Origin of the sequence: Streptomyces sp. NPDC056160 (genome assembly GCF_042268205.1) — a bacterium.
Classification (GTDB): Bacteria; Actinomycetota; Actinomycetes; order Streptomycetales; family Streptomycetaceae; genus Streptomyces.
This window is the reverse complement of the sequence record NZ_JBHJUW010000023.1, coordinates 59,004-83,466: the sequence shown is the minus strand read 5'-3', so window position 1 is coordinate 83,466 and position 24,463 is coordinate 59,004. Positions and strand designations below refer to the sequence as shown.

Here is a 24,463-nt window from a genome sequence, read left to right as displayed (position 1 = left end):
GTCTGGGGCCGCGGGAGACCATCGAGGCTCTCGTCACCGAGTCCTTCCGGGAGATCGACCGGCACCGTGCCGCCGTCGCCATCTACCAGAAGGAGTCCAAGCACCTGGGGTCCCTGCCGCGTTTCGGGTATCTCGCCGGCTCCCAGCAGCGGTTCGAGAAGGCGTGGCTGGGGACGTTGGAGCGCGGTGTGGCCACCGGGGCCTTCCGCGCGGACCTGGACGTCCGGCTGACGTACCGCTTCGTGCGCGACACCGTGTGGGTCGCCGCGTCGTGGTACCGGCCGGGCGGACAGCACAGTGCGGAGGAGATCGCCCGCCAGTACCTCTCGATGGTGCTGGAGGGCATCGCCGCCCGCGACTGACCCCACACGACACCTGACCTCACAGTCACAGTCCCTGAAGGAGCACAGGTATGGCCGAGGCATACATCGTCGAAGCGGTCCGCACACCCGTCGGCCGCCGCAACGGCGGGCTGTCCGCAGTGCACCCGGCCGACCTGGGCGCCCATGTGCTGAAGGCGCTGATGGCGCGCTCCGGGGTGGACCCGGCCGCGGTGGAGGACGTGGTCTTCGGTTGTCTGGACACGGTGGGGCCGCAGGCCGGCGACATCGCCCGCACCTGCTGGCTGGCGGCCGGGCTGCCGCAGGAGGTGCCCGGTGTGACCGTGGACCGGCAGTGCGGCTCGTCCCAGCAGGCGCTGCACTTCGCCGCCCAGGGCGTGCTGTCCGGTACCCAGGACCTGGTGGTCGCGGGTGGCGTGCAGAACATGTCGCAGGTCCCCATCGCCTTCGCCGGCCGGCAGGCCGCCGAACCGCTCGGACTCACCCAGGGCCCCTACGCCGGCTCCGCGGGCTGGCGCGCCCGCTACGGCGACCAGCCGGTCAACCAGTTCCACGGCGCGGAGCTGATCGCCGGGAAGTGGGGCATCACCCGGCGCGAGATGGAGGAGTTCGCGCTGCGTTCGCACCGGCGGGCCGTCCGCGCGGCCGACGAGGGCCGCTTCGACCGCGAGATCGTCGCCTACGGGGACGTGAGCGCCGACGAGGGGCCGCGCCGGGACACCAGCCTGGAGAAGATGGCCGCGCTCACCCCGCTCGTCGAGGGCGGCCGGCTCACGGCGGCGGTCTCCTCGCAGGTCTCCGACGGCGCCTCCGCGATCCTCCTCGCCTCCGAGCGGGCGGTACGCGAACACGGGCTCACCCCGCGCGCCCGGGTGCACCACCTCTCGGTGCGTGGTGAGGACCCGATCCGGATGCTGTCGGCGCCGATCCCGGCCACGGCGTACGCGCTGAAGAAGGCCGGGATGTCCATCGACGACATCGACCTGGTCGAGATCAACGAGGCGTTCGCCCCGGTCGTCCTGGCCTGGCTGAAGGAGACCGGCGCCGACCCGGAGAAGGTCAACGTCAACGGCGGCGCCATCGCGCTGGGGCATCCGCTGGGCGCCACCGGCACCAAGCTGACGACCACGCTGCTGCACGAACTGGAGCGCACCGGCGGCCGGTTCGGCCTGCAGACGATGTGCGAGGGCGGCGGCCAGGCCAACGTCACCATGATCGAGCGGCTCTGACTGGCTCTCAGGCCATCAGGTTCGCCTGTCAGGTTCCTGAGAGAGGGCATTCGGCGGCCGGCGGCACAGGCGTACCGCCGGCCCCTCTCGCCCGGTTCTCCCGCTCGGCGCGCAGCTCCTGACAGGCAAGCGCCGCACACAGTGATCCGCAGTATTTCTTACCCGGAAAGAAATACCGGCCTTTTTCTCGCCGATTTCTTTCCGGGTTCCCGAAACCGCGTTCGCGAGGTCACGCGTATTCGAACGCGGGAGAAAACAGCCTTTGTGGTTCCTCAATTCCTCCCCATGAACCGGTCCGGAATCACTTGCCGTGATTTGGTGCACCACCCCGCGCACCCCGGCGTCTGACCGACCGACAAGGGCCATCACGCCCACCTGGCACCACAGACAGAGGCACCACGATGTCTTCGCCCGTACTCGAGCCGCTCGGCCGACCGCACATGTCGCCCGGCGACCGGGCTCTCTTCCGCAGCGGGGACGCGCCACCCCCGCGTACCCTGATCGACGTCCTGCGCGCCACCGCCGCGGCGCATCCGCGGGCGCCCGCCCTGGACACGGGCGGCGACGTGCTCTCCTACGGCGACCTGTGCGCCGAGGTCCTCGACCGCGCCCGGCGCCTCGCCGGCCAGGGCATCGGCCCCGGCGACAGGGTGGGCGTGCGGGTGCCGTCCGGCACCGCGGAGCTGTACCTCTCGATCCTCGCGGTGCTCAGCTGCGGGGCGGCCTACGTACCGGTCGACGCCGACGACCCCGACGAACGGGCCGCCACCGTCTTCCGCGAGGCCGGTGTGTGCGCCGTCCTGGGCCCCGGCCCGCAACCGGCGGACCTGGCGCGGCCCACCGGCGCTACGGCGGGCGAACCGTTCGCGCCCGCGCCCGAGGACGACGCGTGGATCATCTTCACGTCCGGCTCGACCGGCGCACCCAAAGGCGTCGCCGTCACCCACCGGTCCGCCGCGGCCTTCGTCGACGCCGAGGCACGCCTCTTCCTCCAGGAGCGTCCGCTGGGACCGGGAGACCGGGTCCTGGCAGGGCTCTCCGTCGGCTTCGACGCCTCCTGCGAGGAGATGTGGCTGGCATGGCGGTCCGGCGCCTGCCTCGTCCCCGCCGAACGCGCCCTGGTCCGCGCGGGCCACGAGCTGGGCCCCTGGCTCGACGAGCGGGGCATCACCGTCGTCTCCACCGTGCCGACGCTGCTGGCGATGTGGCCCGAACACGCGCTGCGGCGCGTGCGGTTGCTGATCCTGGGCGGTGAGGCCTGCCCGCCCGGCCTCGTCGACCGGTTCGCCGCGCCGGGGCGCCAGATGTGGAACACCTACGGCCCCACCGAGACCACCGTCGTGGCCTGCGCCGCACTCCTCGGGCCCGGCCGCACCGTACGGATCGGACTGCCGCTCCAAGGATGGCAGCTGGCCGTCGTCGACGAGAGCGGAGAGCCGGTGGCGTACGGGGAGGAGGGCGAGCTGGTCATCGCCGGCGCGGGCACCGGGCGTTACCTCGACCCGGCCAAGGACGCCGAACGGTTCCGGCCCTGCCCCGCCCTCGACACACCGCGCGCCTACCGCTCGGGCGACCTGGTGCGCGCCGACCCCGAAGGTCTCGTGTTCGTGGGACGCGCCGACGACCAGGTCAAACTCGGTGGCCGACGCGTCGAACTCGGGGAGATCGACGCGGCGCTCCTCGCCCTGCCCGGCGTACGGGCGGCGGCCGCGGCCGTACGGACGACGGCGGCCGGCACGGACCTGCTCGTCGGCTACGTCGTTCCCGCACCGTTCGCCGGGGACGCGCCCGACTTCGACGCGGCCGGGGCCAGGGCGCTGCTGGCGGAGCGGCTGCCCGCAGCGCTCGTACCGGTTCTGGCAGAGGTGGCCGACCTGCCCGTACGCGCCTCCGGAAAGGTGGACCGCAAGGCCCTGCCGTGGCCCGTGCCCCTCGCCGGCGACGCGGGCGGCACCGACGGCCCGGAGCACGCGCTGCACGGGACGGCCGCGCGGCTGGCCGACCTCTGGGAGCGGCTGCTCGGCCTGCGGCCCGGCCCGGACAGCGACTTCACGGCCCTGGGCGGCACCAGCCTGACGGCGGCCCGGATGGCGTCGATGCTCAGGGAGCAGTACCCGGGCCTCTCGGTCGCCGACGTCTACCGGCACTCCGTGCTGCGGCACCTGGCGGACCATCTCGACTCCCTGGCCGGCACCACGGCCGCGGTACGGCCCGCCCGGCCGGTCCCGAGGCGTACCTCGGTGATCCAGTTCTGCGTCCAGACGGCCGGCTACGGCATCGCCGGACTGCGCGGGCTGGTCGGGCTGGCGGCGACCGACAACGTGCTCGGCCGGGTCGCCCCGCACGACTGGACACCGCACACGTCGTGGTGGCTGGTCCTCCTGGGCTGGCTGGTGCTGTTCAGCGCACCGGCGCGGTGCCTGATCGGAGCGGCCCTCGCCCGCACACTGACCGGCTCGGTCACCAGCGGCGCCCATCCGCGCGGCGGAAGCGTCCACCTGCGGCTGTGGAGCGCCGAGCGGGCGGTGGCGGCCTTCGGCGTGCCGTCCCTGCTCGGCACCCCGTGGGCCGCCCTGTACGCCCGGGCCCTGGGCTGCACGACGGGCCGGGACGTCCGGTTGCACACCATGCCCCCGGTGACGGGCCTGGCCGACCTGGGCGACGGATGCAGCGTCGAGCCCGAGGCGGACGTCTCGGGCTGGTGGCTCGACGGCGACACCCTGCACGTCGGACGGGTCACCGTGGGCGCCGGCGCACGGGTGGGGCACCGCAGCATGCTGCTGCCGGGCGCCGCCGTGGGACGCGGCGCGGAACTCACCGCCGGAAGCTGCCTGGACGCCCGTGTCCCCGACGGGCAGGTGTGGACCGGTTCGCCGGCCCGGCCCGCCGAGGAGGCCGAACGCGTGGCGGGCACCGGATGGCCCGCACCGCCCACCGGACGGCGCGGCCGCCGCCACCTGGCCTACGCGCTGTCCCTCGCCGCCCTGCCCCTGCTGTCACTGCTGGCCTTCGCACCCGCCCTGTTCGCGACCTGGCTGCTGGTGCGCCACACACCCGCCCTGTCGCAGGCGGCACTGCGCCTGCTCGCCGCAGCCCCCCTGTTCGCGGTGACGACGACGGTGTGCGGCATGCTGATCACCGCCCTCGCCGTCCGCCTGCTCAGCCGCACCCTCACGCCCGGTCTGCACCGCGCGGACGGGGCCGTGGCCTGGCGGGCCTGGCTGGTCACCCGGCTCCTGGACGGCGCCCGCGCCGGCCTGTTCCCCCTCTACGCGAGCCTCGCCACCCCGTACTGGCTGCGCCTGCTCGGCGCGCGCGTCGGCCGCAACGCCGAGATCTCGACCGTACTGCCGCTGCCGTCCCTGCTGGACGTGGCGGACGGGGCGTTCCTCGCCGACGACACGCTCGTCGCGCCGTACGAACTGCGCGGCGGATGGATGCGGTTGGGGCCCGTGCGCATCGGGACGCGCGCGTTCGTCGGCAACTCCGGCATCGTCGGGCCCGGCCGTGACGTCCCCGACCGCGCGCTGGTCGGCGTGCTGTCCGACGCACCGGCCGACGGCAGGCCGGGCACGTCCTGGATCGGCCGGCCGGCGATGCCGCTGCCCCGCGTCCCCGACAACACCGACCCGGCCCGCACGTTCGCCCCGCCCCGGCGGCTGGTGGCCGCCCGCGCGGCCGTGGAGGCCTGCCGCCTGGTGCCCGTCGTCCTGGGCACGCTGCTGGCCGAGTGCGTGCTGCTGGGCGAGCAGGACGCGCTGGTCGCGGGCGGACTGCCGGCGGCGGCGCTCGTCGGCGCCCCGCTCCTGCTGGCCGCGGGCCTGACGGCCTGCCTGCTGACCACCGGCGCCAAGTGGCTGCTCGTGGGCCGGTTCCAGCCAGGTGAACGCCCCCTGTGGTCGTCGTTCGTGTGGCGCAACGAGCTGTTCGACACCTTCGTGGAGGTGCTGGCCGTGCCCTGGGGCGCCGGCGCCCACCTCGGCACACCCGTGCTCAACTGGTGGCTGCGCAGCCTCGGCGCGCGCATCGGACGCGGGGTGTGGTGCGAGACGTACTGGCTGCCCGAGACCGATCTGATCAGCCTCGGCGACGGGGTCAGCGTCAACCGCGGATGCGTGCTGCAGACCCACCTCTTCCACGACCGGATCATGCGGATGGACACCGTGCACGTGGCCGCCGGAGCCTCCCTGGGCCCGCACAGCATCGCCCTGCCCGGCACCACGATCGGCGCCGGGGCCTCGATCGCCGCGTCCTCGCTCGTGATGCGCGGCGAAACCGTGCCCGACGGCACCCGCTGGGCCGGCAACCCCATCGCGGGCGTCCGCGCGCCCGACGCCGGCGCGGCGCTCACCGGAGGGGAGGCGGCATGACCCGGTGCACCCGGCGCGCCCTGATCCGCGGCGCCGCCCTCGCCCCGCTCGCCGCGACCGCCGCGGACCGCCTCACGGGGCCCGCCGCAGAGCGCTACTTCCCGGGCCACGGATCGTACGGCCACCACACCACCTCCTACGACCTGAGCCTCGCCTACGACCCGGCCGCCGGCACCCTCCGGGGCCGGGCCCGCATCCGAGCCGTGGCCGCCCGGCCCCTGCCCGAGGTCGAACTCGACCTCGCCCGGCTCACGGTGCGCAGCGCCCGCGTCGACGACATCGAGGTCCGCACCAGGACCAAGCGCCACAAGCTGCTCCTGACCCCTCCCCGCCCGCTCGCCGAGGGAGCCCCCTTCACTCTGGACATCTCCTACGGCGGCCGGCCGGGCCCCGTACGCACGCCGTTCGGGGCGATCGGCTGGGACCGCACCGGCGACGCGCACGGCGGAACCCTCGTCGCCGCCCAGCCGCTCGGCGCCCCCTCCTGGTTCCCCTGCAACGACCGCCCGGACGACAAGGCCGAGTTCGTCTTCCGCGTCACCGTGCCCCGCGGGCACCACGTGCTCGCCAACGGGGCGCTGACGGAACGCAGCGACAACGGCGCCACCGAGTCCTGGACGTACCACCACAGCGGCCCCATGGCCCCCTACCTCGCCGCCCTCTACACCGGCCGCTTCGGCAACGACACCTGGCAGGCCCGGGACACCGCGACCGGCCGGTCCATCACCGGCCGCAACGCCTACCCCGTCCGCCTGTCCCACCGCGCCCGCCACGACCTCGGCCGCCAGCCGGCCATGATCGAGGCGTTCACCGGCTGGTTCGGCCCGTACCCCTTCGAGACGTACGGCGCCGTCGTCGTCGACGCCGACCTGGACGAGCCCGTGGAGAACCAGACCCTCCCGGTCTTCGGACGCAACCACATCGACGGCGAACGGACCTGGGAGACCCTCGTCGCGCACGAACTCGCCCACCAGTGGTACGGCAACAGCGTGAGCCTGCGCGACTGGCGCGACATCTGGCTCAACGAGGGCTTCGCCACCTACGGCGAGTGGCTGTGGTCCGAGCACACCGGCGAGGACCCGGCCGACGCGATCGCCCGGCGGGAGTGGGCGAGGCTGCACCGCGGCCCGCAGAACCTCCGGATCGGCGACCCCGGCCAGGACCGCATCTTCGACGACCGCGTCTACACCCGCGGCGCCTGCGCCCTGCACGCCCTGCGCCTGACCACGGGCGACGAGCGCTTCTTCACCCTGCTGCGCGGCTGGCACCACGCCCACCGGGGCCGCAGCGCCGACACCCCCGCCTTCCTCGCCCATGCCGCCCGGTACACACCCCAGACCCCCGAGCCGCTCCTGCACGCCTGGCTCTACGACAAACCCCTCCCGCCCCTGCCCCCGCCCCGACCGGCCGCCGTCCGGCCCTGAAAGCAGCCTCCCGCCCTGATCGCGGCGGCCCTGCGCCGTGCGGCGGAGGCTGACACGCCACAGGGCCCGCCGCTGGTGCGACGGGCCCTTCGGGCCGGAGCCCCGCAGGGGGCCCCGGGGGTCGATCAGTAGATACGGAACGACGTCCCGGTGACGAGGGCACCACTGAACGTCGCCGAGGTGTTGGGGGGCAGCGCCGTCTGGCTGCAGGCCGCCGTCCAGCACGCCAGGGCGGTGTAGTTGCCGGTGAACCAGCCGCTGCGGTAGGGCCAGTTGCCGGTGAACGTTCCCGCGCTGCCGTAGAACCCCTGGTTCGCGTAGGGGATCCGGCCGCTGTAGTAACAACCGTCGCCGGAGTTGCAGATGTTGTGGTTGCTGATCGCCGGCCGGAAGGTGCTCCCCTTCTCGACCGAGAGGATCTGTCCGGTGGCGGGGTCGATCTCGACCGTCTTCGGCGTGTCCGATTTCAGAAGTTGCTGCTCCTGGCTGCTCAGACCCGGTGTGGGGTTGGTGTCGGCCGCGGCGGGCCCGACTGTGGCCATTCCGAGTGCGGCGGACAGAGCAAGGATTGCGGCCCCGGAGGCCAGGTGGCGCGTCAGCGTACTCACAGGAAGGTCCCCTCTTGTCGGTGCTCCGTCATGGTCAGTGACAGCGCGTCAGGAACATACCAGGGGCCATGGCCTCACCCGAACGTCTGTGCATCCCCGAACCGAGATTGGCTTGTTCCGAAATATCCGTCCAGAAACCGCGCCTGGCCGTCCGGAGATCGCCACCGCCTTTCCCCGCTCCGGGCGCCGGTGGGCAGAAGTGCGCCTACCCGCCCCCGGGGGCGGGGTCGTGGACGGGGGTGGTGGCGTAGCGGCTGGAGATCTGCCGGTCGAGGCGCTCGTCGAGTTCCTGCCCGTCGGCGAGGGCGTCGCGCAGGTCGCGGAAGTACTGCACGAACATGTCCGGGCTGAAGGTGGCCAGGAAGGTGGCCGGTTCGTCCGCGGGGTTGGCGAAGGTGTGCGGCGCCTCGGTGGGCGCGAGGACCAGGGTCCCCGGCGGCGCGTCCCACGTGCGCTCGCCGGTGGTGAAGCGCACCGTGCCGGACAGGACGTAGAAACCTTCGTCGTGCCCGGCGTGACGGTGCAGGGGCGGCCCGCTGCTGCGGGGGGCGATGGTCGCCTCGCACAGGGCGAGGCGGTGTCCGGTCCTGCTGCCGTCCTCCAGGACGCGGATCCGGATCGGGCCCAGCTCGATGACCTCGCCTTCGCCCGGCCGAACGATCGATACCTCTTGAGCCATGCGCTCACGCTAGGGCCCGGGGACCGGCCGGCGGGACGGACACCACGAGGGGAGCCGCGCCGGCCCGCACGAAGTTCAGCCGGCCGGCCCACCTGGCGGCCGGACGGGGCCGAGCGGATCGCCGGCCCAGAACGGCCCGCGGCCGCCCCGTGCGCCGCTCAGCCCGGGAAGCGGCCCGTGGAGCGCAGCCGCCAGCGCCGCTCGGCGTAAGCGAGATCGTCCCGCCACAGCCTTGCGGCCGCGGCACGGACCAGGGGGCGCAGCAGGGGCGCGGCCCGGCGCACGGCGGCGAAGCCCGGGCGGTCCGAGGCGGCGACCACTGCCTCGACCACGGCGGTGCGCGGCCGGCCGGCCGCGTCGGCGCCGAGCGGCGTGGCATGGGTCTCCACGACGGAACCCGCGCCCTCGCCCTCGGTGATGCGCATGACGACCGTACGGGGTCCTGGCGCGGTGAAGACGGCGCGCACCGGCACGACCAGTGGGCCCGCCACCTTGAAGGACACGTCGACGGTCAGGCCGTTCCCGGCGCCGTCCACCGCGCCGGACCGAGCGCCGGGCGCGTCCACCACCGTGAGGTCGGCGAACGAGTAGGGGTGGAGCCACGCCCCGTGCCACGGGTCGAGCCGGTTGGCCACCACGTCCTCGGGGTCACAGACACCCACCGCCGTATGGACGGCCGTCAGGGCGCGCGCGGGCTCGGGCCGCCGTGGTACGACCGGTTCGTCCATCGGCTCCTCTCCGCCAACCGCGTCCAGGCGCGCCCACACCAGTACCCCGTCGTCGTGGACCGGCAGCGGCGACCACCCCCCGTACGGGCTGCCGTCCAGGGCCAGTCCGTGCCAGTGGCACACCAGCGTGCCGCAGCGCACGGGGCTGTCGCGCAGCGGCGCCCCCAGGTGCGGGCAGCTGCCCGGTCCACCGACGAGGCGCCCGCCGGGACCGCGCCAGAGCACGATCTCCCGCCCCGCCACGGTCCGCGCCAGCTTGCCGTCCCCCCGCACGGCACGGGAGGCGCCGACGACGTACCAGTTCCCCGACGGGAGGGCCTGCGCCCGCTTCAGCGCGCGGGCGATGACCGTGGGCCGCGCCTCTTGCCAGGTGGGCCGCTGACGCTCCCAGGACACGGCGGAGCGGCGCAGCGACAGCGGTGGGCGCCGGCGGTTCACACCGCCCCCTCGGCGGAGCGCACGGTCTCCTCGACAGGGCGCGCGGCCGCCGTCGTCGAGGGGAGCGCGGTCTCCAGCACCGGGCGGGCGCGTACGGGCGGCCGGTGCCCGGGGCCGGTCCGCGAGCGCAGCCGGGCCGCCGCCACGCGGGCCAGCCCGTCGGCGGCGACCACCGCCCTGCGCCGCCGCGGCACCACCGACCGCCGGCGCAGCACCGCGTAGCCGTCGCGGGCCACGGCGTCCAGGATGCCGCCGTACAGGACGGCCGCGGTGCGGATGCAGGGCCGCGCCACCGGGTCGAGCAGTTCGATGCCGGTCACCGCCGTCCCGTACACGCCGCGGGTCAGCGCCTCGAACTCCCTGAGCGCGGCGGTGATCCGGCGGTCGGGCCGGCCCGTCGCACGGCTGTGGACCAGCAGTTCCCGGTCCACGCCGTGAGCGGCGAGCAGGTCGGCGGGCAGGTAGACCCGCCCGCGGTCCAGGTCCTCGCCGACGTCCCGCAGGAAGTTGCTCAACTGGAAGGCGACGCCGAGCGCCGCGGCGTACGGTGCGGCCTCCTCGCGCGGCACCACCGTGCCCAGCACCGGCAGCATCTGCAAACCGATCACGGCGGCCGAGCCGTGCATGTAGACGCGCAGGTCCGCGTAGGTGGCGTAGGACGTCACGACCAGGTCGGAGCGCATCGCGGACATGAAGTCCCGGAAGTGGGCGTGCTCGATGCCGTAGCGGCGCGCGGTGTCGGCGAGCGCGCGCACCACCGGCTCGCCGCTGCCGTCCCGCCGCAGGCCTTCCTCCAGTTCATCCTGGAGCCGGGCCAGCGCCCGCACCCGCACGTCCGCTCCGGCGCCGGCGTCGGGACGGTCGACGATGTCGTCGGCCCAGCGGGCGAAGCCGTACAGGGCGTGCACGGCGGGCCGGCGCTCGACGGGCAGCAGCCGGGTGGCGAGGAAGTACGTCCTGCCGTGCCGGGCGTTGAGGGCGCGGCAGTGGCGGTAGGCGGCGCACAGCGCCGGATCGGTGATCCCCGCCGCGCCCAGCTCTCGGTCAGTCATCCTGTCCTGCCTTCCGTCGCGGCGGCGTGGGGGCGGTGGGGCCGTCCGGCGGACCGTGCGGCGGACCGTGCGGGGGGCCGTCCGGCAGGCATGCCGGGGAGCCGCCCGGCGGTGGTGAGCGGCGTGCGGCGGCCGGGGGGTGCGGGTTCGGGGAGGAGGCGGCCGACGGCTCCTGCGCGCCGGCAGGGCAGGGGCGAGGCGCCTCGTACGTGCGCGGGAGGGCGGTCGCCGCCCGCCCGGGGGTCCCGTGCGTGGACCGCCCGGTGGTCGCGTGCGTGGACGGCCCGGTGGTGACCACGGACGGTCCGGCGGTTCGGGACGCGGCTGGGGTGTGGAAGCCCGTGGGGGCCGGGGTGCCGGTCCGCGCCGGGCGGGCGGTGGTCGCCGGTGCGCGCGGACGGGTGCTCCTGCGCCCGGGTACGCCGGTGACGCGGGCCGCGGCCAGCTTCCCCGACAGCAGTACCGTCGGCACGCCGACACCGGGCGTGGTGCCACAGCCGGCCAGAACCGCGTTCTCCGTGCCGTGCACCAGGTTGCGCGGCCGGAACGGGCCGGTCTGCGCGAAGGTGTGGGCGGCCGAGAAGGGAGTTCCCGCGGCATGCCCCTGCGCACCCCAGTGGGCCGGGGTGACCAGGCACTCCTCCTCGATGGCGGCCTCGACGCCGTCCAGTCCGCGCCGCTCCAGCTCCCGCAGCAGCGTGTCCCGGTAACGCGGCCCGAGGCCGGACCAGGCCGCCGCGTCAGGGCCGATGTCGGTGTTGGGGCAGGGGGCGAGGATGTAGTGCAGGTGGCGGCCCGGCGGCGCCAGAGCGGGGTCGGTGGCGGTGGGGCGGGTGACGAGCAGCGACGGGTCGCTCATCAGCCGTCCGGTACGGGTGAGTTCGTCGAAGGTGGTGCGCCACGCCGCGCCGAACGACAGCGTGTGGTGGGCGAGCCGGGGCCAGGTACGGTCCGTGCCGACGTGCAGCACGACCGCTGAGGGGGAGTGGCGCAGCCCGAGCGGTCTGCGCGGCCGGCGGCCGAGCAACCGGTAGGCGACGGGCAGGTCCGGGGTGAGGACGACCGCGTCGCACGGAATGCGGCCGGCACCGGTGACCACGGCCGTGATCCGCCCGCCCGACCGCTCCAGGCGGGTCACCCGCTCCCCGAACCGAAGCTCGGCGCCCGCATCGGCGGCTGCCCCCGCCATGGCCCGCGGCAGGGCGTGCATGCCGCCTCGCGGGAAGTACACACCGGCGACGGTGTCCATGTAGGCGATGACCGCGTAGGCGGCCAGTGCGCGCGCCGGGGGCACACCCGCGTACAGGGCCTGGAAGGAGAACACCCGGCGCAGCCGCTCGTCGCCCAGGAAACCGCCGATCCGGGCGTCCAGGCGGCCGAAGCCGCCGAGGGCCGCCAGCCGGGCGAGGTCGGCGTTGAGCAGACCGAGCGGCGAGTCGAAGTTGGCGTCGATGAACCGGCGCATCTGAACCCGGTACAGCCGCTGGAGCCAGTCGCGCAGCCGCAGGTAGCCCGCGGCCTCGGCCGCTCCCGCGAACCGCTCGACCTCCGCGGCCATGGCGTCCGCGCCGGTGTGCACGTCGAGGCTGCTGCCGTCCGCGAAGCAGGCTCGGTAGGCCGGGTGCAGCGGAATCAGGTCGACCCGCTCGTACAGGCTGTCGCCGACGGCGGCGAACGCCTCGTCCGCCAGCTCCGGCATGGTCAGCACGGTGGGCCCGGTGTCGATCCGGTAGCCGGCCAGGTCGAGGCGTCCGGCCCGGCCGCCGGGCCGGTCCTCGCGTTCGACGACGGTGACGCGACGGCCGGCGCCCAGCAGGTGCAGCGCCGCGGACAGCCCGGCGAGTCCGGCGCCGACGACCACCACGTGGTCGGTGGGGCCGGGCAGGGCGCGGGTCACCGGCCGGCCCCCGCCCCGCGGCGGGCCCGCGTGGCGCACGGACCGGCGCACTGACCGGCGCACGGACCGGCGGCGGATCGCGGCCGTACGGCGGCGTCGCCGTCCGGCGGGGCCCCGGCCGCCGCGAGCAGCGGACAGCGCGGACGCGCAGCGCCCTCGAAACCGAGCGGGGGGGTGTTGCCCGAGCGCTGCGGCACCTGCGCGGTGAGCCGGTCGCTCCCGTACTCCACGGTGGCGCGCGCCCCTGTCACGATCAGTACGTCCCGCACCTCCTCCAGGCGGCGCCCGGTGCGCGCCGCGTCACCGAGCGACCGCTCCAGCACGGCGGGTGCGGCGCCGCCTCGGGCGGCCCCGGCTCGCGCACGGGCGAGAGCGACCGGACAGGTCGGCTCGCCCTCCCGGAGGCCACCGCCGCCGTCACCGCCGCCGTCACCGCTGCCGTCACCGCCGTGGTCACGGCCGCCGTCACCGCCGTGGTCACGGCCGTGGTGGGGATGGGGCGCCGTGCCGGGGCGGTGTTCGTCGTCGTGCGGCGGGGACGCCATGCCGACGCGGCAGCTGGGGCGTGTTTCGAAAGTCCCTCCCCCAGCCTTCGGCCGGGAGGTGCCCCCAGCCCCGCGACGCCTGGCACGCGCGCTCGCCGCGTTGTCGGGATCGTCCACGTACGCCCGGTACGAGGACGCCCCTCCGCCTTGCGATCGCACGCACCAGACGCCGAGGGGCCCGCCCTCCGGGCGGACGGCGCTACTTTCGAAACACGCCCTAGGACGCATCCCGGTTCCCTCCGTCGTGTCCGGCGTTCCCGTCATCCGTTCGCACCGGTGCGGGAGACGCGGACCGATGCGCGGACACCCCACGCGATCGCGGCGACCGCCGGAGTCCGCACCCTCCACGGTGCCCTCTCGGGCGCGCGGCCGCCTGCGGCCGAGGGAGGCTTGCGTCCACCGGGGTACACATTGCGGAAATTCGGACATGCCGGAAAGGCGGTCAGGGAAGTCCGGGAGAGGGTGCCGCATGCCGCATGCCGCATGCCGCATGCCGCCGCCGAGGCGTGGCGTGGCGTGACGTGGTGGGGACAACCCCGGGTGGGACCGCCCGGCCTGCGCACGCCGGAAGCAGACCGGGGAAGGGAGACGCTGTGCCGGAGACGGACGTCGCGGTGGTGGGGGCGGGTGCCGCCGGGCTGTCGCTCGCCCACCGGCTCGCCGGGCGCGTCCGCGGCCTGCGGACGCCGTCCGTGGTGCTGGTGGACGCCCCGCCCGGTCCGCTGCGGCCACCACCGCGGACCTGGTGCTACTGGGCTGCGGGCCCCGGCCGGTTCGACGCGGCGGTGCGGGCCGAGTGGCGGCGCCTGAGAGTACGCCCGCGCACCGGCTCCCCGGTCGAGGGGGACACCGCCCCGCTGCGCTACCGCATGATCCGTTCGCACGACTTCGAGCGCCTGGTCTCCCGGGACCTGGCCCGCAGCCCCAACGTCCGGCGCCTGGAGGCGACGGTCGACGCGGTCGAGGACGTGCCCGGCGGCGCGCACGTCCACCTGAGGGACGCCGACGGCCGGGGACGATTGCTGAGTGCCCGCTGGGTGCTCGACTCCCGCCCGCCGGGCAGTCTGCCGGCCGCTCGTACCACCCTGCTCCAGCACTTTTACGGCTGGTTCGTGCGGACCGCCCGCCCGGCCTTCGACCCGGACACCGTGGAGCTGATGGACTTCCGCACCCCGCAGCCCGCCCACGGCCTGTCCTTCGGCTACATGCTGCCCACCGGGCCGTGCGAGGCGCTCGTGGAGTACACCGAGTTCTCCCCGCGTGTCCTCACCCCCGACCACTACGAGGCCGCCGTACGGCACTACGCCGACGACGTGCTGCGGCTCGGCGAACGGCAGGTCCTGGGCACAGAGACCGGCGTCATCCCGATGACCGACGCGCCGATCCCCCGGCAGACCGGCGCCTCGGTCTTCCGTATCGGCGCCGCCGGCGGAGCGACCCGGCCCGCCACCGGCTACACCTTCGCCGGACTGCAGCGCCAGACCCGGGCCGTCGCCGACGCCCTGCGCCGCGGTCGCCGCCCGGTACCGCCCGCCGCCCACTCGCCGCGCTCCCGGGCGATGGACGCCGTCCTGCTGCGCGCCCTGGACAGCGGCCGGGTCGACGGCCCGGAACTGTTCAGCCGCCTGTTCGCACGGGTGCCCACGGCCCGGCTGCTGCGCTTCCTCGACGGAGACACCCGCCTGTCCGAGGACCTGTCCATCGGCCTGCGGATGCCCGTCGGGCCGATGCTGCGCTCCGCCCTGGAACTGCCCCGCCTGCCCCGCCGTCCCTTCGAACCGCCCGAGTCACCTGGTCCGCCGTCCAGCGCCGTGTCTCCGTCGTCCCCCGCGCCGTCCGGTCCGCCGTCCCGCGCCGCCACCCCCTCGCCTCCCGCGCCGGGCTCGTCCGCCCCGCCCCTGCCCCCGACGGAGCCCGCATGACACTGCTGCGCGACGAGCACCTCGCCGCCGCCTTCGACCACGCCTCCCGCAGCTACGACACCCTCGTGGCCGCCAATCCCGGATACCACGCCCACCTGCGCCGCTCGGTACGCCGGCTCGGCCTGCCCGGACGGGGGCGGGGACTGCGCCTCCTCGACCTCGGCTGCGGCACCGGCGCCTCGACCGCGGCGCTGCGGTCCGTTCTGCCCGCCGCCGACATCACGGCCGCGGACGCCTCGGCCGGGATGCTTCGGCGGGCCGCGGCCAAGCCGTGGGCGGACCGGGTGACCTTCGTGCACGCCCCCGCCGAGCGGCTGTCCGAGGCCGGGGTGCACGGCCCCTTCGACGCGGTGTTCGCGGCCTACCTCTTCCGCAACGTCACTGACCCCGACGCCGTCCTCACCGCCGTGCGCCAACTGCTGCGGCCGGGCGGCCGGCTCGGCGTGCACGAGTACACCCTCCGCGGGCGGCGCGCCGACCGTGCGGTGTGGACGCTGGTGTGCCGAGGGCTCGTACAGCCCGTCGCGACCCTGCTGGGGGACGGGCCGCTGTACCGGCACCTGTGGCGCAGCGTCCTGGAGTTCGACACCGCCGGGCGCTTCGCGCGGCGGCTGGGCGAGGCCGCCTTCGAGCAGGTCCGCGTCCTGCCGCTGCCGGGCTGGCAGACGGGCATCACCCACACCTTCGTCGCCTGCCGGGCGCACGACCGGCGGGAGGGCGCATGAGGACCCCGCGCCGGGACACCCCGCGCCGGGACACTCCACCTCGGGACACCCCGCGCCGGGACACTCCACCTCGAGACTCTCCACCTCGGGACACTCCACGCCGGAGCATCCCGCCCCGGAGCACCCCGCCCCGGGGCGCCGCGCGCCGGGGGCGGGACCGGCAGGCCCGGCTCCTGCCCGCCCGGCCCGGCGCGGCCCGGGTGGAAGGGGCCCCGCCGTCGGTGGCGGTGGTCGGCGCGGGCATCGCAGGCCTGTCCGCCGCCACCGCACTGGCCGAGCGGGGAGTGGCCGTCACCCTGTACGAGAAGCGGCCGTATCTCGGCGGGCGGGTCGGCGGCTGGCCGACCGCACTGCGCGACGGCGCCGCGGTGACCATGAGCCGCGGCTTCCACGCGTTCTTCCGCCAGTACTACAACCTGCGCGGACTGCTGCGCCGGACCGACCCCGGCCTGGAGCGGCTCACCGGCCTGCCGGACTACCCGCTGCTCAACGCCGACGGCCTGCACGACAGCTTCCGCCGCCTTCCACGCACCCCGCCGCTCAGTGCGCTCGGCTTCCTGGCGCTCAGCCCCTCCTTCCGGCTCACGGACCTGCGCGCCTTGAACCCGGTGGCGGCCCTTGCGCTGCTCGACGTGCGCGTGCCGCAGGTGTACGACCATCTGGACGCAACCAGCGCCCACGCCTTCCTCGACGCCGTACGCTTCCCCGAGAACGCCCGTCACCTCGCCTTCGAGGTGTTCTCCCGCAGCTTCTTCGCCGACCCGCGGGAACTGTCGGCGGCCGAGATGGCGCTGATGTTCCACATCTACTTCCTCGGCTCCGCCGAGGGGCTTCTCTTCGACGTGCCCGTCGGCCCCTTCCCCACCGCTCTGTGGGACCCGCTCGCCGGCTATCTGGACCGGCACCACGCCGAGGTGCGTACCGGCACGGCCGTCGAGCACGTCGAGCCCACCCCGCACGGCGATCTCGTGGTCGCCTCCGACCGGGACGAGCGCCGCTACGACGGGGTCGTCCTGGCCCTGGACAGCGCGGGGCTGCGCTCGCTGGTCGCACGGTGCGGGCAGTTGGGCGACGCGCCCTGGCGCGAGCGGATCGGACGGCTGCGCACCGCCCCGCCCTTCCTGGTCAGCCGGCTGTGGCTGGACCGGCCCGTCGCAGCCGACCGGCCCGGCTTCCTCGGCACCAGCGGCTTCGGCACCCTGGACAACATCAGCGTGCTGGACCGTTACGAGGACGAGGCGGCCCGCTGGAGCGCGCGCACCGGCGGCTCAGTCGTGGAACTGCACGCCTACGCCGTACCCCCCGGAGCCGCCCGGGACGTCGAGCAGAAGCGTCTCCTCGGCCAACTGCACCGCGTCTACCCGGAGACCGGCCCGGCCACGGTCCTCGACGCCCGCCACGAGTGGCACGAGGACTGCCCCCTCTTCCCGGTGGGCGGCTACGCCGACCGCCCCCCTGTCCGCACCCCCCACCCCCGACTGGCGGTGGCCGGCGACATGGTCCGCACCGGCCTGCCGGTGGCGCTCATGGAGCGGGCGGCGACGAGCGGCTTCCTCGCGGCCAACTCCCTGCTGGAACAGTGGGGGGTGCGGGGGCAGACGCTGTGGACCGTGCCGGACCGGGGGAGGAGTGCGCTCCTCAGAGCCCTGGCCACGTGCAGGCGGACGCGCACCGGTCTACTTCAGCGGGTCATGGCCCCAGTTCATCAGGGAGTGCCGCCAGCGTGATCCGTGCACGTCACCGGACGGACGCTGCGCGAGGTGACGGCGGATGTAGCCGACCACCTTGCGCATGTGCTCGTAGTCCGTCTGCGACAGCTCCCCCTCCTTCGTGCGCAGGATGGACACGATGCGGCGCCCTGAGGCGTGGCCGGTCGACTCGCCACCGTCCGTGTGCTGACCGGCCGCCTGGGACTCCTCGGTCGCCAGCCACTCCTGCAGCGCGGACGGTGTCATGTTGACCAGTTCCCGGAACGCGTCCCAGGTCTCGCGTCGGTCTTCGACCGGCACCGCGGCTACTTCTTCCTCTTCAGGGCCGACGGCTTGTGGACGGCCGACCGCCCGGTCCTGTCACTGCGGACTTCGTACTGGGGCTCCTTGGGAGAGGCGTCCACAGTGCGGCCGGCGGCCTCGGTCCGCTCGGTGATCTTCTTCTCCACCCGCCCCGTGGTCTCGCTGCCGTGGCTGCGCCAGGCGACTTCGTCACCCTTGGCCGGGTCCTTCTTCCCGGAGGAGCTTTGCTTGGCCATCATCATCATGTCCTCCCGAACACAAGCGGACCGCGCCGTCTCCAGCATGTCGGCTGCTGCCTCCGCCCGCACATGGAAGCGGCCCCGCCGCTCCTCGAAGAGGTCCTCGAAGGGTTCCTTGAAGAGGTCCTTCGCACTGCGCCGGAAGGCCTGCCGCACGAGCCGCCCCACCGCCCGCGCCGGCCGCGAGAAGCCTCCGACAGGCGGCATCGGCGCGGCGCACCGGCTGCCACCGCGCTGTGGCGCCCGCCAGGACGGCGTCGACCTCGCGGTCGGCGGTCGGTTCGGGTGACGCGGTGATGGAGGACGTGAAGGCCTGGATGAGGTCCTTGCCGCCGTTGCGCTTCCAGCCCTCGGGTACGGCGTACGAGGCGCCGGCCACGGTGTCCGTCACGCGCGGTCCTCCCGCCGGCGGGGAGCTGCCGTCGTCGTTGCGTCAGCCACCACGCCGTCGCCCCGCCCAGAAGCACCCGGATCAGCGCGCCGACGGCGCCGGTGATCCATGCGCGCCGGGTGCGACGCTGCCCGGAGGGGAGCGGAGGCGTCGGCGCCAGGGGCTGCGGGCCGGCGGAGGGGGGCGGTGTCGTCATGGCCCCGGCTTCCGGCGCGCGACCGGACGCCGGCCTGAGCGGCCCCACTCGGTTCGGTACTCAGGCGCTCACCGGTACTCGGCGGTGTTCGGGAGCTCTGCTTCGGTCCAGTGTGATCCGAGCGGCCACCGGTAGGTGGTCGCTGCCGGTGGGTGCCAGGGCGCGGATGTGGCCGACGGTCGCCGAGCGGGCCATGACCTGGTCGATCCGGGCCAGCGGAAGGGCGGTGGGGAAGCTGAGGGCGAAACCCCGCTCCGCTGTGTTCATCCGGGAGGTCAGCGGGGCCAGTCCACGGTCGTCGACGGTGCCGTTGAGATCGCCGAGCAGGAGGACCGTCCCGAGCTCCTCGGCGGCGATGGCCCTGCCCAGCAGGCCCGCGCTCTCGTCCCGCCGTGAGGAGGCCAGGCCGCCCGCCCGGACGCGGACCGAGGGCAGGTGCGCGACGTACACAGCGACATCACCGTGCGGTGTGTGGACCGCGGTGCGCAGCCCACGACTCCAGGGCTCCTGGATCTGCCGAGGTCTTATGTCCACCGGCCGGGCACCGGTGAGCGGATGCTTCGACCAGAGCCCGACGGTGCCTCGGACGGCGTGGTACGGATAGCGGGGGGCGAGGGTCCGCGCGTACATCGCCAGCGCCGGCGGGACCAGCTCCTCCAGCGCGATGAGATCGGGCTCGGCGCCGGCCAGGGCGCGGGCCGTGCCCGCCGGGTCGGTGTTCTCGTCGCTGACGTTGTGCTGCACCACGACCAGGTCGGTCGGGCCCTGCTCCGCCCCGAGCAGCCCGCCGAAGAGGTGGGTCCAGGCCGCCACCGGCAGCAGCAGCGCGACCAGCGCTGTCGCCGAACGGCGCAGCAGCGCCACGGCGAGCAGCACCACGACCACCAGGCCGAGCCACGGGAGGAAGGTTTCCAGCGCACTGCCCGCACGGCCCACGGAGTTGGGCACGGCCCGATGGAAGGCCATGAGTCCGGCCGTCAGCACCGCGAGCCCGGCGGGCACCCGCCCCCGCCGCCGGGCCGGCCGGCACCACGGGCCCCGTCGCGTGCGACCGTCCGCTGCCCGCGGCCCGTACCGGCATGGCGCCCACCGGGACTTCGCTGCCTCTCCCTCCACCATGGCCTCCCACGCTGCTTGATCTTGCTGTCCAAGACGGGGCACGAGGTGAAGTCGGTTCCGCCGGCCCCCCGCCGTACCGTCGCCCCCTCGGCAGGGCGGCGGGCATCGGCGGAGACGGACCCGGCGCGGGTTTCCGGGCAGCCCGGCGGAGCGGCGCCCCTCAGCCGACCCCGTCACGGCCGCGGACGCGGACCACCGCGGTGGCTGCGAGACCGGCGAGCGGAAAGGCGATCAGCAGTGCGAGGAGCGTGACCGTCACGGGGCGGCCGGGGAAGAGGGACAGCAGGTGCGCGGCGCCGTGGAACGACTGCCGCAGGAACTCTCGCGGGGGCAGCCCCAGCGTCTCCACGTCGACCCGGAGGCTGAACGCCCAGGACAGCACCAGCCCGAACACCGTCGCGCCCAGCGAGGAGCCGAGCAGGGACACGGTCCGTGTCGAGCCCGAGCCCCGCGGCACGGACCGCCACGCCAGGGCGGCCAGCGACATCCAGAGCACGCACGCCCAGCTCAGCAGGGTCAACAGCCCCCACCACACGGCGCGCGTCGGCAGACCCAGGCCGAAGATGCCCGGCCCCAGGAAGGCGTCCTGGTCGGTGAGGAGGCCCGCGGCCGTCATGCCCGCGCCCGCGGCGACACCGAACAGCTGGGACCTGACCAGCGCTCGCGGGCCGTACCCCGTGAGGAGCGTCCGCCACACGGCCAGCGCCACCACGGCACCTGCGGGAACGGCGGTCACGGGCAGGGACGTCATGGCCTCCAGGGGGTACGACCGCATGCCGGGTGGCACTCCGAGGTGCGCCAGGCCCAGCGAGACCTTCTTGAGCACCGGGGCCCAGGTGAGGCCGATGGTGAGACCGACGGCGAAGCACTGCCACACGCTGGGGGCGAGCGCCACGGCGGGATCGGCGATCGCCCGCAGGCGTGAGGCCGGCGGCGGATGGAACGCGAACAGACCGCGCACCACCCTCGGCCGCCACCACCGCCTTCGGCGTGCGGGCGTCCCGGGGCCGGTGCGGTCCTGCGCCGCCCCGGCGGCCACGAGCACCGCGCGCAGCGGCTTCCCGCCGCCGTTCCAGCGCGCCGCCCGGACATCGGCGAACAACTCCCGTTCGCGCAGGACGGCGTTGTGGTTGAGGAGGACCACGACCGCGAGGGCGATCAGCTGCCCCCAGAAGCCGGCCCCGCCCAGCGGTGACCGGTCCACGCCGTCGATCTGACGGTGGAACAGGACCAGGAGGGGCAGCAGCAGCACACCCACGAACACGCGCCAGAGGGTCACCGTGAGATAGCTGACGTCGAGGTCGCCGCCGCGGACATGGGCGAGCTCGTGGAGCACGATGGCACGGAACGCGGGCCGGTCGGTCTGGGCCAGCGCCAGCAGTCCGCGGTTGAGCACGACGCGGCGCCCGCCCACGTGTCCGAAAGCGAGGCCGCCGACCCCGGGGTTGAGCGGGTCGCCGAGAAACCGCACCCGGATGCCGGCGGTCCGCGCCAGGTCCGCGAGTTCCGGGCCCAGTTCCGGCATACGGTCGATCCGGACGAGGCCGCGGCGCAGGACGATCGCGTAGGGCATGAGCCAGTACGCGAGCAGGCATCCGGTCCCGACCACGAGGAGGACGGCCAGCTCCGGCGGGACCGGCAGCGGGTTGGGCGGTATGAAGCACTCGTCGTGGTACGCCATGAGTTCGGCCAGTTTGCTGTTCGCGTCCGGCCCCCGTACGGCGGTGAAGAGCATCGCCGTGCAGCGGCTCGACGTCATGAGCGGGCTCGGCGGCACCGTCTCGGCCAGCAGGGCGGCGAGGTCGGCGGCGGCCGCCACGACGGAGACGGCCATCAGCAGGAAGCGCGGCCAGAGCGCCGGGGGCACCGCGAACGGATCGGCGGCCGCGGCGGGCCGCCGCCTCACTCCGGCACCTGTTCGCCCATCGCGAGCCGGCCCACGATGGCCGCCGCCATCAGTTCCGCCTGACTGTGCCGGACACCCAGCCTCTTCGCCTCGTGGTAAGCGACACTGTGGATCTCACGCAACACGGTCCGGCCCAGCGGCACTTCGTCGGTAGGGAGACCACCGGCCGCTTCGCCGCCCGCCGCCCCGGCACGGGCAGCCCCGTCGCCCGCCGCCCCGCCGTCCTGGGTGCGCTGAGCCGGGCGCAGCCTCGCGAACACGCGTTTCACCCACTCGCTCAGCACTCCCGAGGACTCCTCGCGGGCCGCCTGGACCGTCTGCGCGGCCAGGAAGGTCACGACGGCCTGGGTCGTTCCCAGGGCGGTCACGGTCAGCGCCGACACCGACTCGCCCAGGCCGAAGCCCAGCATGTCGTCGGTCCTGCGGTTCCGCCGGCCCCGCCGCGGCCGCCGAAAGTACGCCGCGGCCGTCGTCTCCAGCAGCCAGAGCTCCTCGGGAGCCACCGCCTCCAGCGCGCACCGCGCCAGCAGGACGACGTCCTGCCGGCCCCACGTCCGTCCCATCACACCCCCGGATCGTCGGCGACGGACCGCCGGCCGAGCCCGGCCCGCCCGGTGGAAGACAACGGATCATCCGATCGCAGCCATAGTGCGACACGCAGCGAAGACGGCGCAGCCTTTTCACCGAAGACGGCCCGGCTCCCCGGCGGACCCGGTCACCACCGCCCGGGCCGGCCCCGCGTCCAGGCGGCGGCCGGGCCGGTGGCGACCGCCATCCGGCTCCCACGAGCAACACGCGGCCGGGACAGGGAGTGTGTCACCCGCCGATCGTGCGACCGCGGCCCTGGCGCTCGACGTACAGCCGGTGGTCCGCCGGTCCGGTCCATTCCAGCCGTACGACACCGGGCACGGCGGCCTGGTCGACGCGTGCCGGGTTCGACCAGTAGCCGAAGTTCGGGTTGCGGAAGAACGTCGACCACAGGCCGCCGTGGTGGTCCGCGAAGAAGTTGTTGTGGCCGATGCCCACACCCGCGGTCCACCGCTCGGAGTAGGGGCCCTCGAACGCGTCCGCGACGGCGACGACCGCGTCGTACTGGTACTGCGTGCGGCCCGGTCCGCCGGTGTCGTAGGCGTACCGCGGACTGCCGTCGGGGTTGATCGACGTCCAGTCCCACGCGGTCTGGACGAGGTAGTACTTGCCCCCGTACTTGAACACGTACACGCCTTCGCGGTACGGGTCGGGGGAGTAGGGCGCCTGCTGGAACTTCGGGAGGTCGGTCGTCGGGACGATGTCCTCCATGTCGTGGCGGAACTTCGCGTACAGGTCGTTGTGGAGCACGAGCCACGCGTCGTCGCCCTCGGAGTAGAGGCTGCCGTCGATGTGGTGGTAGGCACCGGGCTCGATGAACTTCGGCCCTCCGATGAACGGGTCGCCGAAGGGCTTGTCGTGGTTGCCCTCGGCGAGCCGGTACGGTCCCTCGACGCCGCCCTCGCTGATGAGCAGGAAGGAACCGACCTTGCGGGAGTGGTCGCCCATGCAGGCGACGATGTACCACGTCCCGCGGAAGTAGTGCAGCTCCGGCGCCCAGACCTCGCCCCGCTTGCCGAACTGGTCGTCGTGCCAGTACTCCTGCCAAGGGGCGACGACCACGTGTCCGGGCCGGTTCTCACCGGCGAACTCGGGCGACCACACCTTGCCCCGCTCGGCACCGGGCCGGATGCCGGTCGTGTCGGCCAGCTTCCACGGCCCGTCGAGGGAGTGGGCCACCCATACGAAGATGCCGTCGTTCCAGGGGGCGGCCGCGCTCAGCCCGGGAACGCGCGTGGTGCCCGTGGCGACGTAGACCGGGCGGCCGTCGACGACGAAGCAGTTGACGTAGGTGTCCCGCATCCAGATCCGGCCCTGTTCCTCGTCCCGGGGGCGCAGTTCGAGCGGGAGGACGAAGGAGTTGTCCTCGCGTGGCCACAGCTCGGGCCTGGCGTCGGCGAGGCCGTAGGGCTCGGGGTCGGGCCAGTTCGACGGGTGGCGTCCCCTCGACGCCGCCTGTGCCCGTTCGGAAGCCGCCTGTGCCGGCCCGGACGCCGCCTGCGCGGTGGCGGTGGGCAGCGCGGCCGCCGTTCCGAGGCCGGCGACACCGGCCAGCAGCGCCCGTCGGCGGAACCCGTTCTCGGTGCTGGTCATCAGTCGCGTTCTCCTTCGTCGTCCGGGATGTCGTCGTCGGGGATGTCGTCGGGGATGCCGGTGCCCTGCCCGGAAGGACCACCCCGGATGCCGGGGCCCGCTGCTTCTCGTACGCCGTGTCGGCGACTCGCGCCCCACCGTGGGCCGCGCTCGGCGCGGCGGGCGAGGTCGATCGCCCGCCCCAGCCCCGAGGCAGGTGTTCGGCTCGGCTGCCGCACGACCGCGCCTGGGCCGGGCGGAGTCGGAGCCGCCGACGATCACGGGGCCAGCATCGCACAGCATGTGAAGGGCGGTTCATTTCCGTCAACAGCCCGGACAAAAAACCCGGGACGCCCGGCACTTCACCACCCGCGTACGCCGGTGCGTTTCCGCAGCTCTGGCGAGAAGTCGACCACCCGCCCGCGCCAAGGTCACGATCACATAACGGGGAGATGTGGCCCGTGGTCGGCCAGGTCCGAGCT

The 24,463-nt window shown here is 74.5% G+C and carries 18 protein-coding genes and 2 pseudogenes; 7 read left to right on the top strand and 13 right to left on the bottom strand.

From position 1 onward, the window contains the following. The 4 genes and pseudogenes from ACFC02_RS11515 to ACFC02_RS11500 form a co-directional block, all read left to right on the top strand. A pseudogene (locus tag ACFC02_RS11515) lies at window positions 1-362 on the top strand (TetR family transcriptional regulator); the annotation flags it as partial. A 50-nt stretch (window positions 363-412) separates the two neighbouring features. After that, window positions 413-1,570, top strand: coding sequence for an acetyl-CoA C-acetyltransferase (locus ACFC02_RS11510; RefSeq protein WP_376355382.1), 1,158 nt, complete (start codon window positions 413-415; stop codon window positions 1,568-1,570). A 401-nt stretch (window positions 1,571-1,971) separates the two neighbouring features. Then, the gene (locus ACFC02_RS11505; RefSeq protein ID WP_376355380.1) at window positions 1,972-5,940 is read left to right on the top strand and encodes a Pls/PosA family non-ribosomal peptide synthetase; all 3,969 of its coding nucleotides are present in this window, start codon (window positions 1,972-1,974) and stop codon (window positions 5,938-5,940) included. Further along, complete coding sequence (locus tag ACFC02_RS11500) at window positions 5,937-7,364, top strand: M1 family metallopeptidase (protein ID WP_376355378.1); 1,428 nt, start codon at window positions 5,937-5,939, stop codon at window positions 7,362-7,364. Before ACFC02_RS11505 ends, ACFC02_RS11500 begins: the two co-directional genes overlap by 4 nt. A 125-nt stretch (window positions 7,365-7,489) precedes the next feature. On the opposite strand, the gene ACFC02_RS11495 is transcribed toward ACFC02_RS11500, so the two are convergent. From ACFC02_RS11495 to ACFC02_RS11470, 6 genes and pseudogenes are all read right to left on the bottom strand, one after another. Continuing rightward, window positions 7,490-7,972, bottom strand: coding sequence for a hypothetical protein (locus ACFC02_RS11495; RefSeq protein ID WP_376355376.1), 483 nt, complete (start codon window positions 7,970-7,972; stop codon window positions 7,490-7,492). Window positions 7,973-8,177: 205 nt separating this feature from the next. After that, complete coding sequence (locus ACFC02_RS11490) at window positions 8,178-8,651, bottom strand: cupin domain-containing protein (RefSeq protein ID WP_376355374.1); 474 nt, start codon at window positions 8,649-8,651, stop codon at window positions 8,178-8,180. Window positions 8,652-8,809: 158 nt separating this feature from the next. Next, complete coding sequence (locus ACFC02_RS11485) at window positions 8,810-9,817, bottom strand: DUF5914 domain-containing protein (RefSeq protein WP_376355372.1); 1,008 nt, start codon at window positions 9,815-9,817, stop codon at window positions 8,810-8,812. Beyond that, the gene (locus ACFC02_RS11480; protein WP_376355370.1) at window positions 9,814-10,869 is read right to left on the bottom strand and encodes a phytoene/squalene synthase family protein; all 1,056 of its coding nucleotides are present in this window, start codon (window positions 10,867-10,869) and stop codon (window positions 9,814-9,816) included. Before ACFC02_RS11480 ends, ACFC02_RS11485 begins: the two co-directional genes overlap by 4 nt. Before the next feature lie 394 nt (window positions 10,870-11,263). Next, window positions 11,264-12,766: pseudogene (crtI, locus tag ACFC02_RS11475) on the bottom strand (phytoene desaturase family protein); the annotation flags it as partial. Beyond that, window positions 12,763-13,311, bottom strand: coding sequence for a hypothetical protein (locus ACFC02_RS11470; RefSeq protein WP_376355368.1), 549 nt, complete (start codon window positions 13,309-13,311; stop codon window positions 12,763-12,765). The pseudogene crtI and the gene ACFC02_RS11470, both read right to left, overlap by 4 nt. Before the next feature lie 593 nt (window positions 13,312-13,904). Between ACFC02_RS11470 and ACFC02_RS11465 the strand changes: the two genes are divergently transcribed. The 3 genes from ACFC02_RS11465 to ACFC02_RS11455 all read left to right on the top strand — a co-directional run bounded on the left by ACFC02_RS11465 (window position 13,905) and on the right by ACFC02_RS11455 (window position 17,685). Next, a complete protein-coding gene (locus ACFC02_RS11465; protein ID WP_376355366.1) occupies window positions 13,905-15,233 on the top strand; it encodes a lycopene cyclase family protein in 1,329 nt (442 codons plus the stop codon). Then, a complete protein-coding gene (locus ACFC02_RS11460) occupies window positions 15,230-15,958 on the top strand; it encodes a class I SAM-dependent methyltransferase (RefSeq protein WP_376355364.1) in 729 nt (242 codons plus the stop codon). Before ACFC02_RS11465 ends, ACFC02_RS11460 begins: the two co-directional genes overlap by 4 nt. Before the next feature lie 173 nt (window positions 15,959-16,131). Beyond that, window positions 16,132-17,685 (top strand): FAD-dependent oxidoreductase, encoded by a 1,554-nt coding sequence (locus ACFC02_RS11455; RefSeq protein ID WP_376355392.1) that lies wholly within the window; start codon window positions 16,132-16,134, stop codon window positions 17,683-17,685. Here ACFC02_RS11455 and ACFC02_RS11450 read toward each other — a convergent pair. From ACFC02_RS11450 to ACFC02_RS11420, 7 genes are all read right to left on the bottom strand, one after another. Beyond that, on the bottom strand, window positions 17,635-17,913 hold the full coding sequence (locus ACFC02_RS11450) for a DUF3140 domain-containing protein (RefSeq protein WP_376355390.1): 279 nt from the start codon (window positions 17,911-17,913) through the stop codon (window positions 17,635-17,637). The genes ACFC02_RS11455 and ACFC02_RS11450 overlap by 51 nt on opposite strands. 59 nt (window positions 17,914-17,972) lie before the next feature. Then, on the bottom strand, window positions 17,973-18,206 hold the full coding sequence (locus ACFC02_RS11445; protein ID WP_376355388.1) for a DUF2945 domain-containing protein: 234 nt from the start codon (window positions 18,204-18,206) through the stop codon (window positions 17,973-17,975). 650 nt (window positions 18,207-18,856) lie between these two features. Continuing rightward, window positions 18,857-19,798, bottom strand: a complete 942-nt coding sequence (locus ACFC02_RS11440; RefSeq protein WP_376355362.1) for an endonuclease/exonuclease/phosphatase family protein — start codon at window positions 19,796-19,798, stop codon at window positions 18,857-18,859. A 277-nt stretch (window positions 19,799-20,075) separates the two neighbouring features. Next, on the bottom strand, window positions 20,076-21,821 hold the full coding sequence (locus tag ACFC02_RS11435) for a M48 family metalloprotease (RefSeq protein ID WP_376355360.1): 1,746 nt from the start codon (window positions 21,819-21,821) through the stop codon (window positions 20,076-20,078). After that, window positions 21,818-22,384: a hypothetical protein gene (locus tag ACFC02_RS11430; RefSeq protein WP_376355358.1), complete on the bottom strand. Its 567-nt coding sequence runs from the start codon at window positions 22,382-22,384 to the stop codon at window positions 21,818-21,820. The genes ACFC02_RS11435 and ACFC02_RS11430 overlap by 4 nt, the downstream gene beginning before the upstream one ends. A 253-nt stretch (window positions 22,385-22,637) precedes the next feature. Then, window positions 22,638-24,002, bottom strand: a complete 1,365-nt coding sequence (locus ACFC02_RS11425; RefSeq protein WP_376355356.1) for a family 43 glycosylhydrolase — start codon at window positions 24,000-24,002, stop codon at window positions 22,638-22,640. Next, window positions 24,002-24,220 (bottom strand): hypothetical protein, encoded by a 219-nt coding sequence (locus tag ACFC02_RS11420; RefSeq protein WP_376355354.1) that lies wholly within the window; start codon window positions 24,218-24,220, stop codon window positions 24,002-24,004. Before ACFC02_RS11420 ends, ACFC02_RS11425 begins: the two co-directional genes overlap by 1 nt. Window positions 24,221-24,463: the final 243 nt, after the last annotated feature.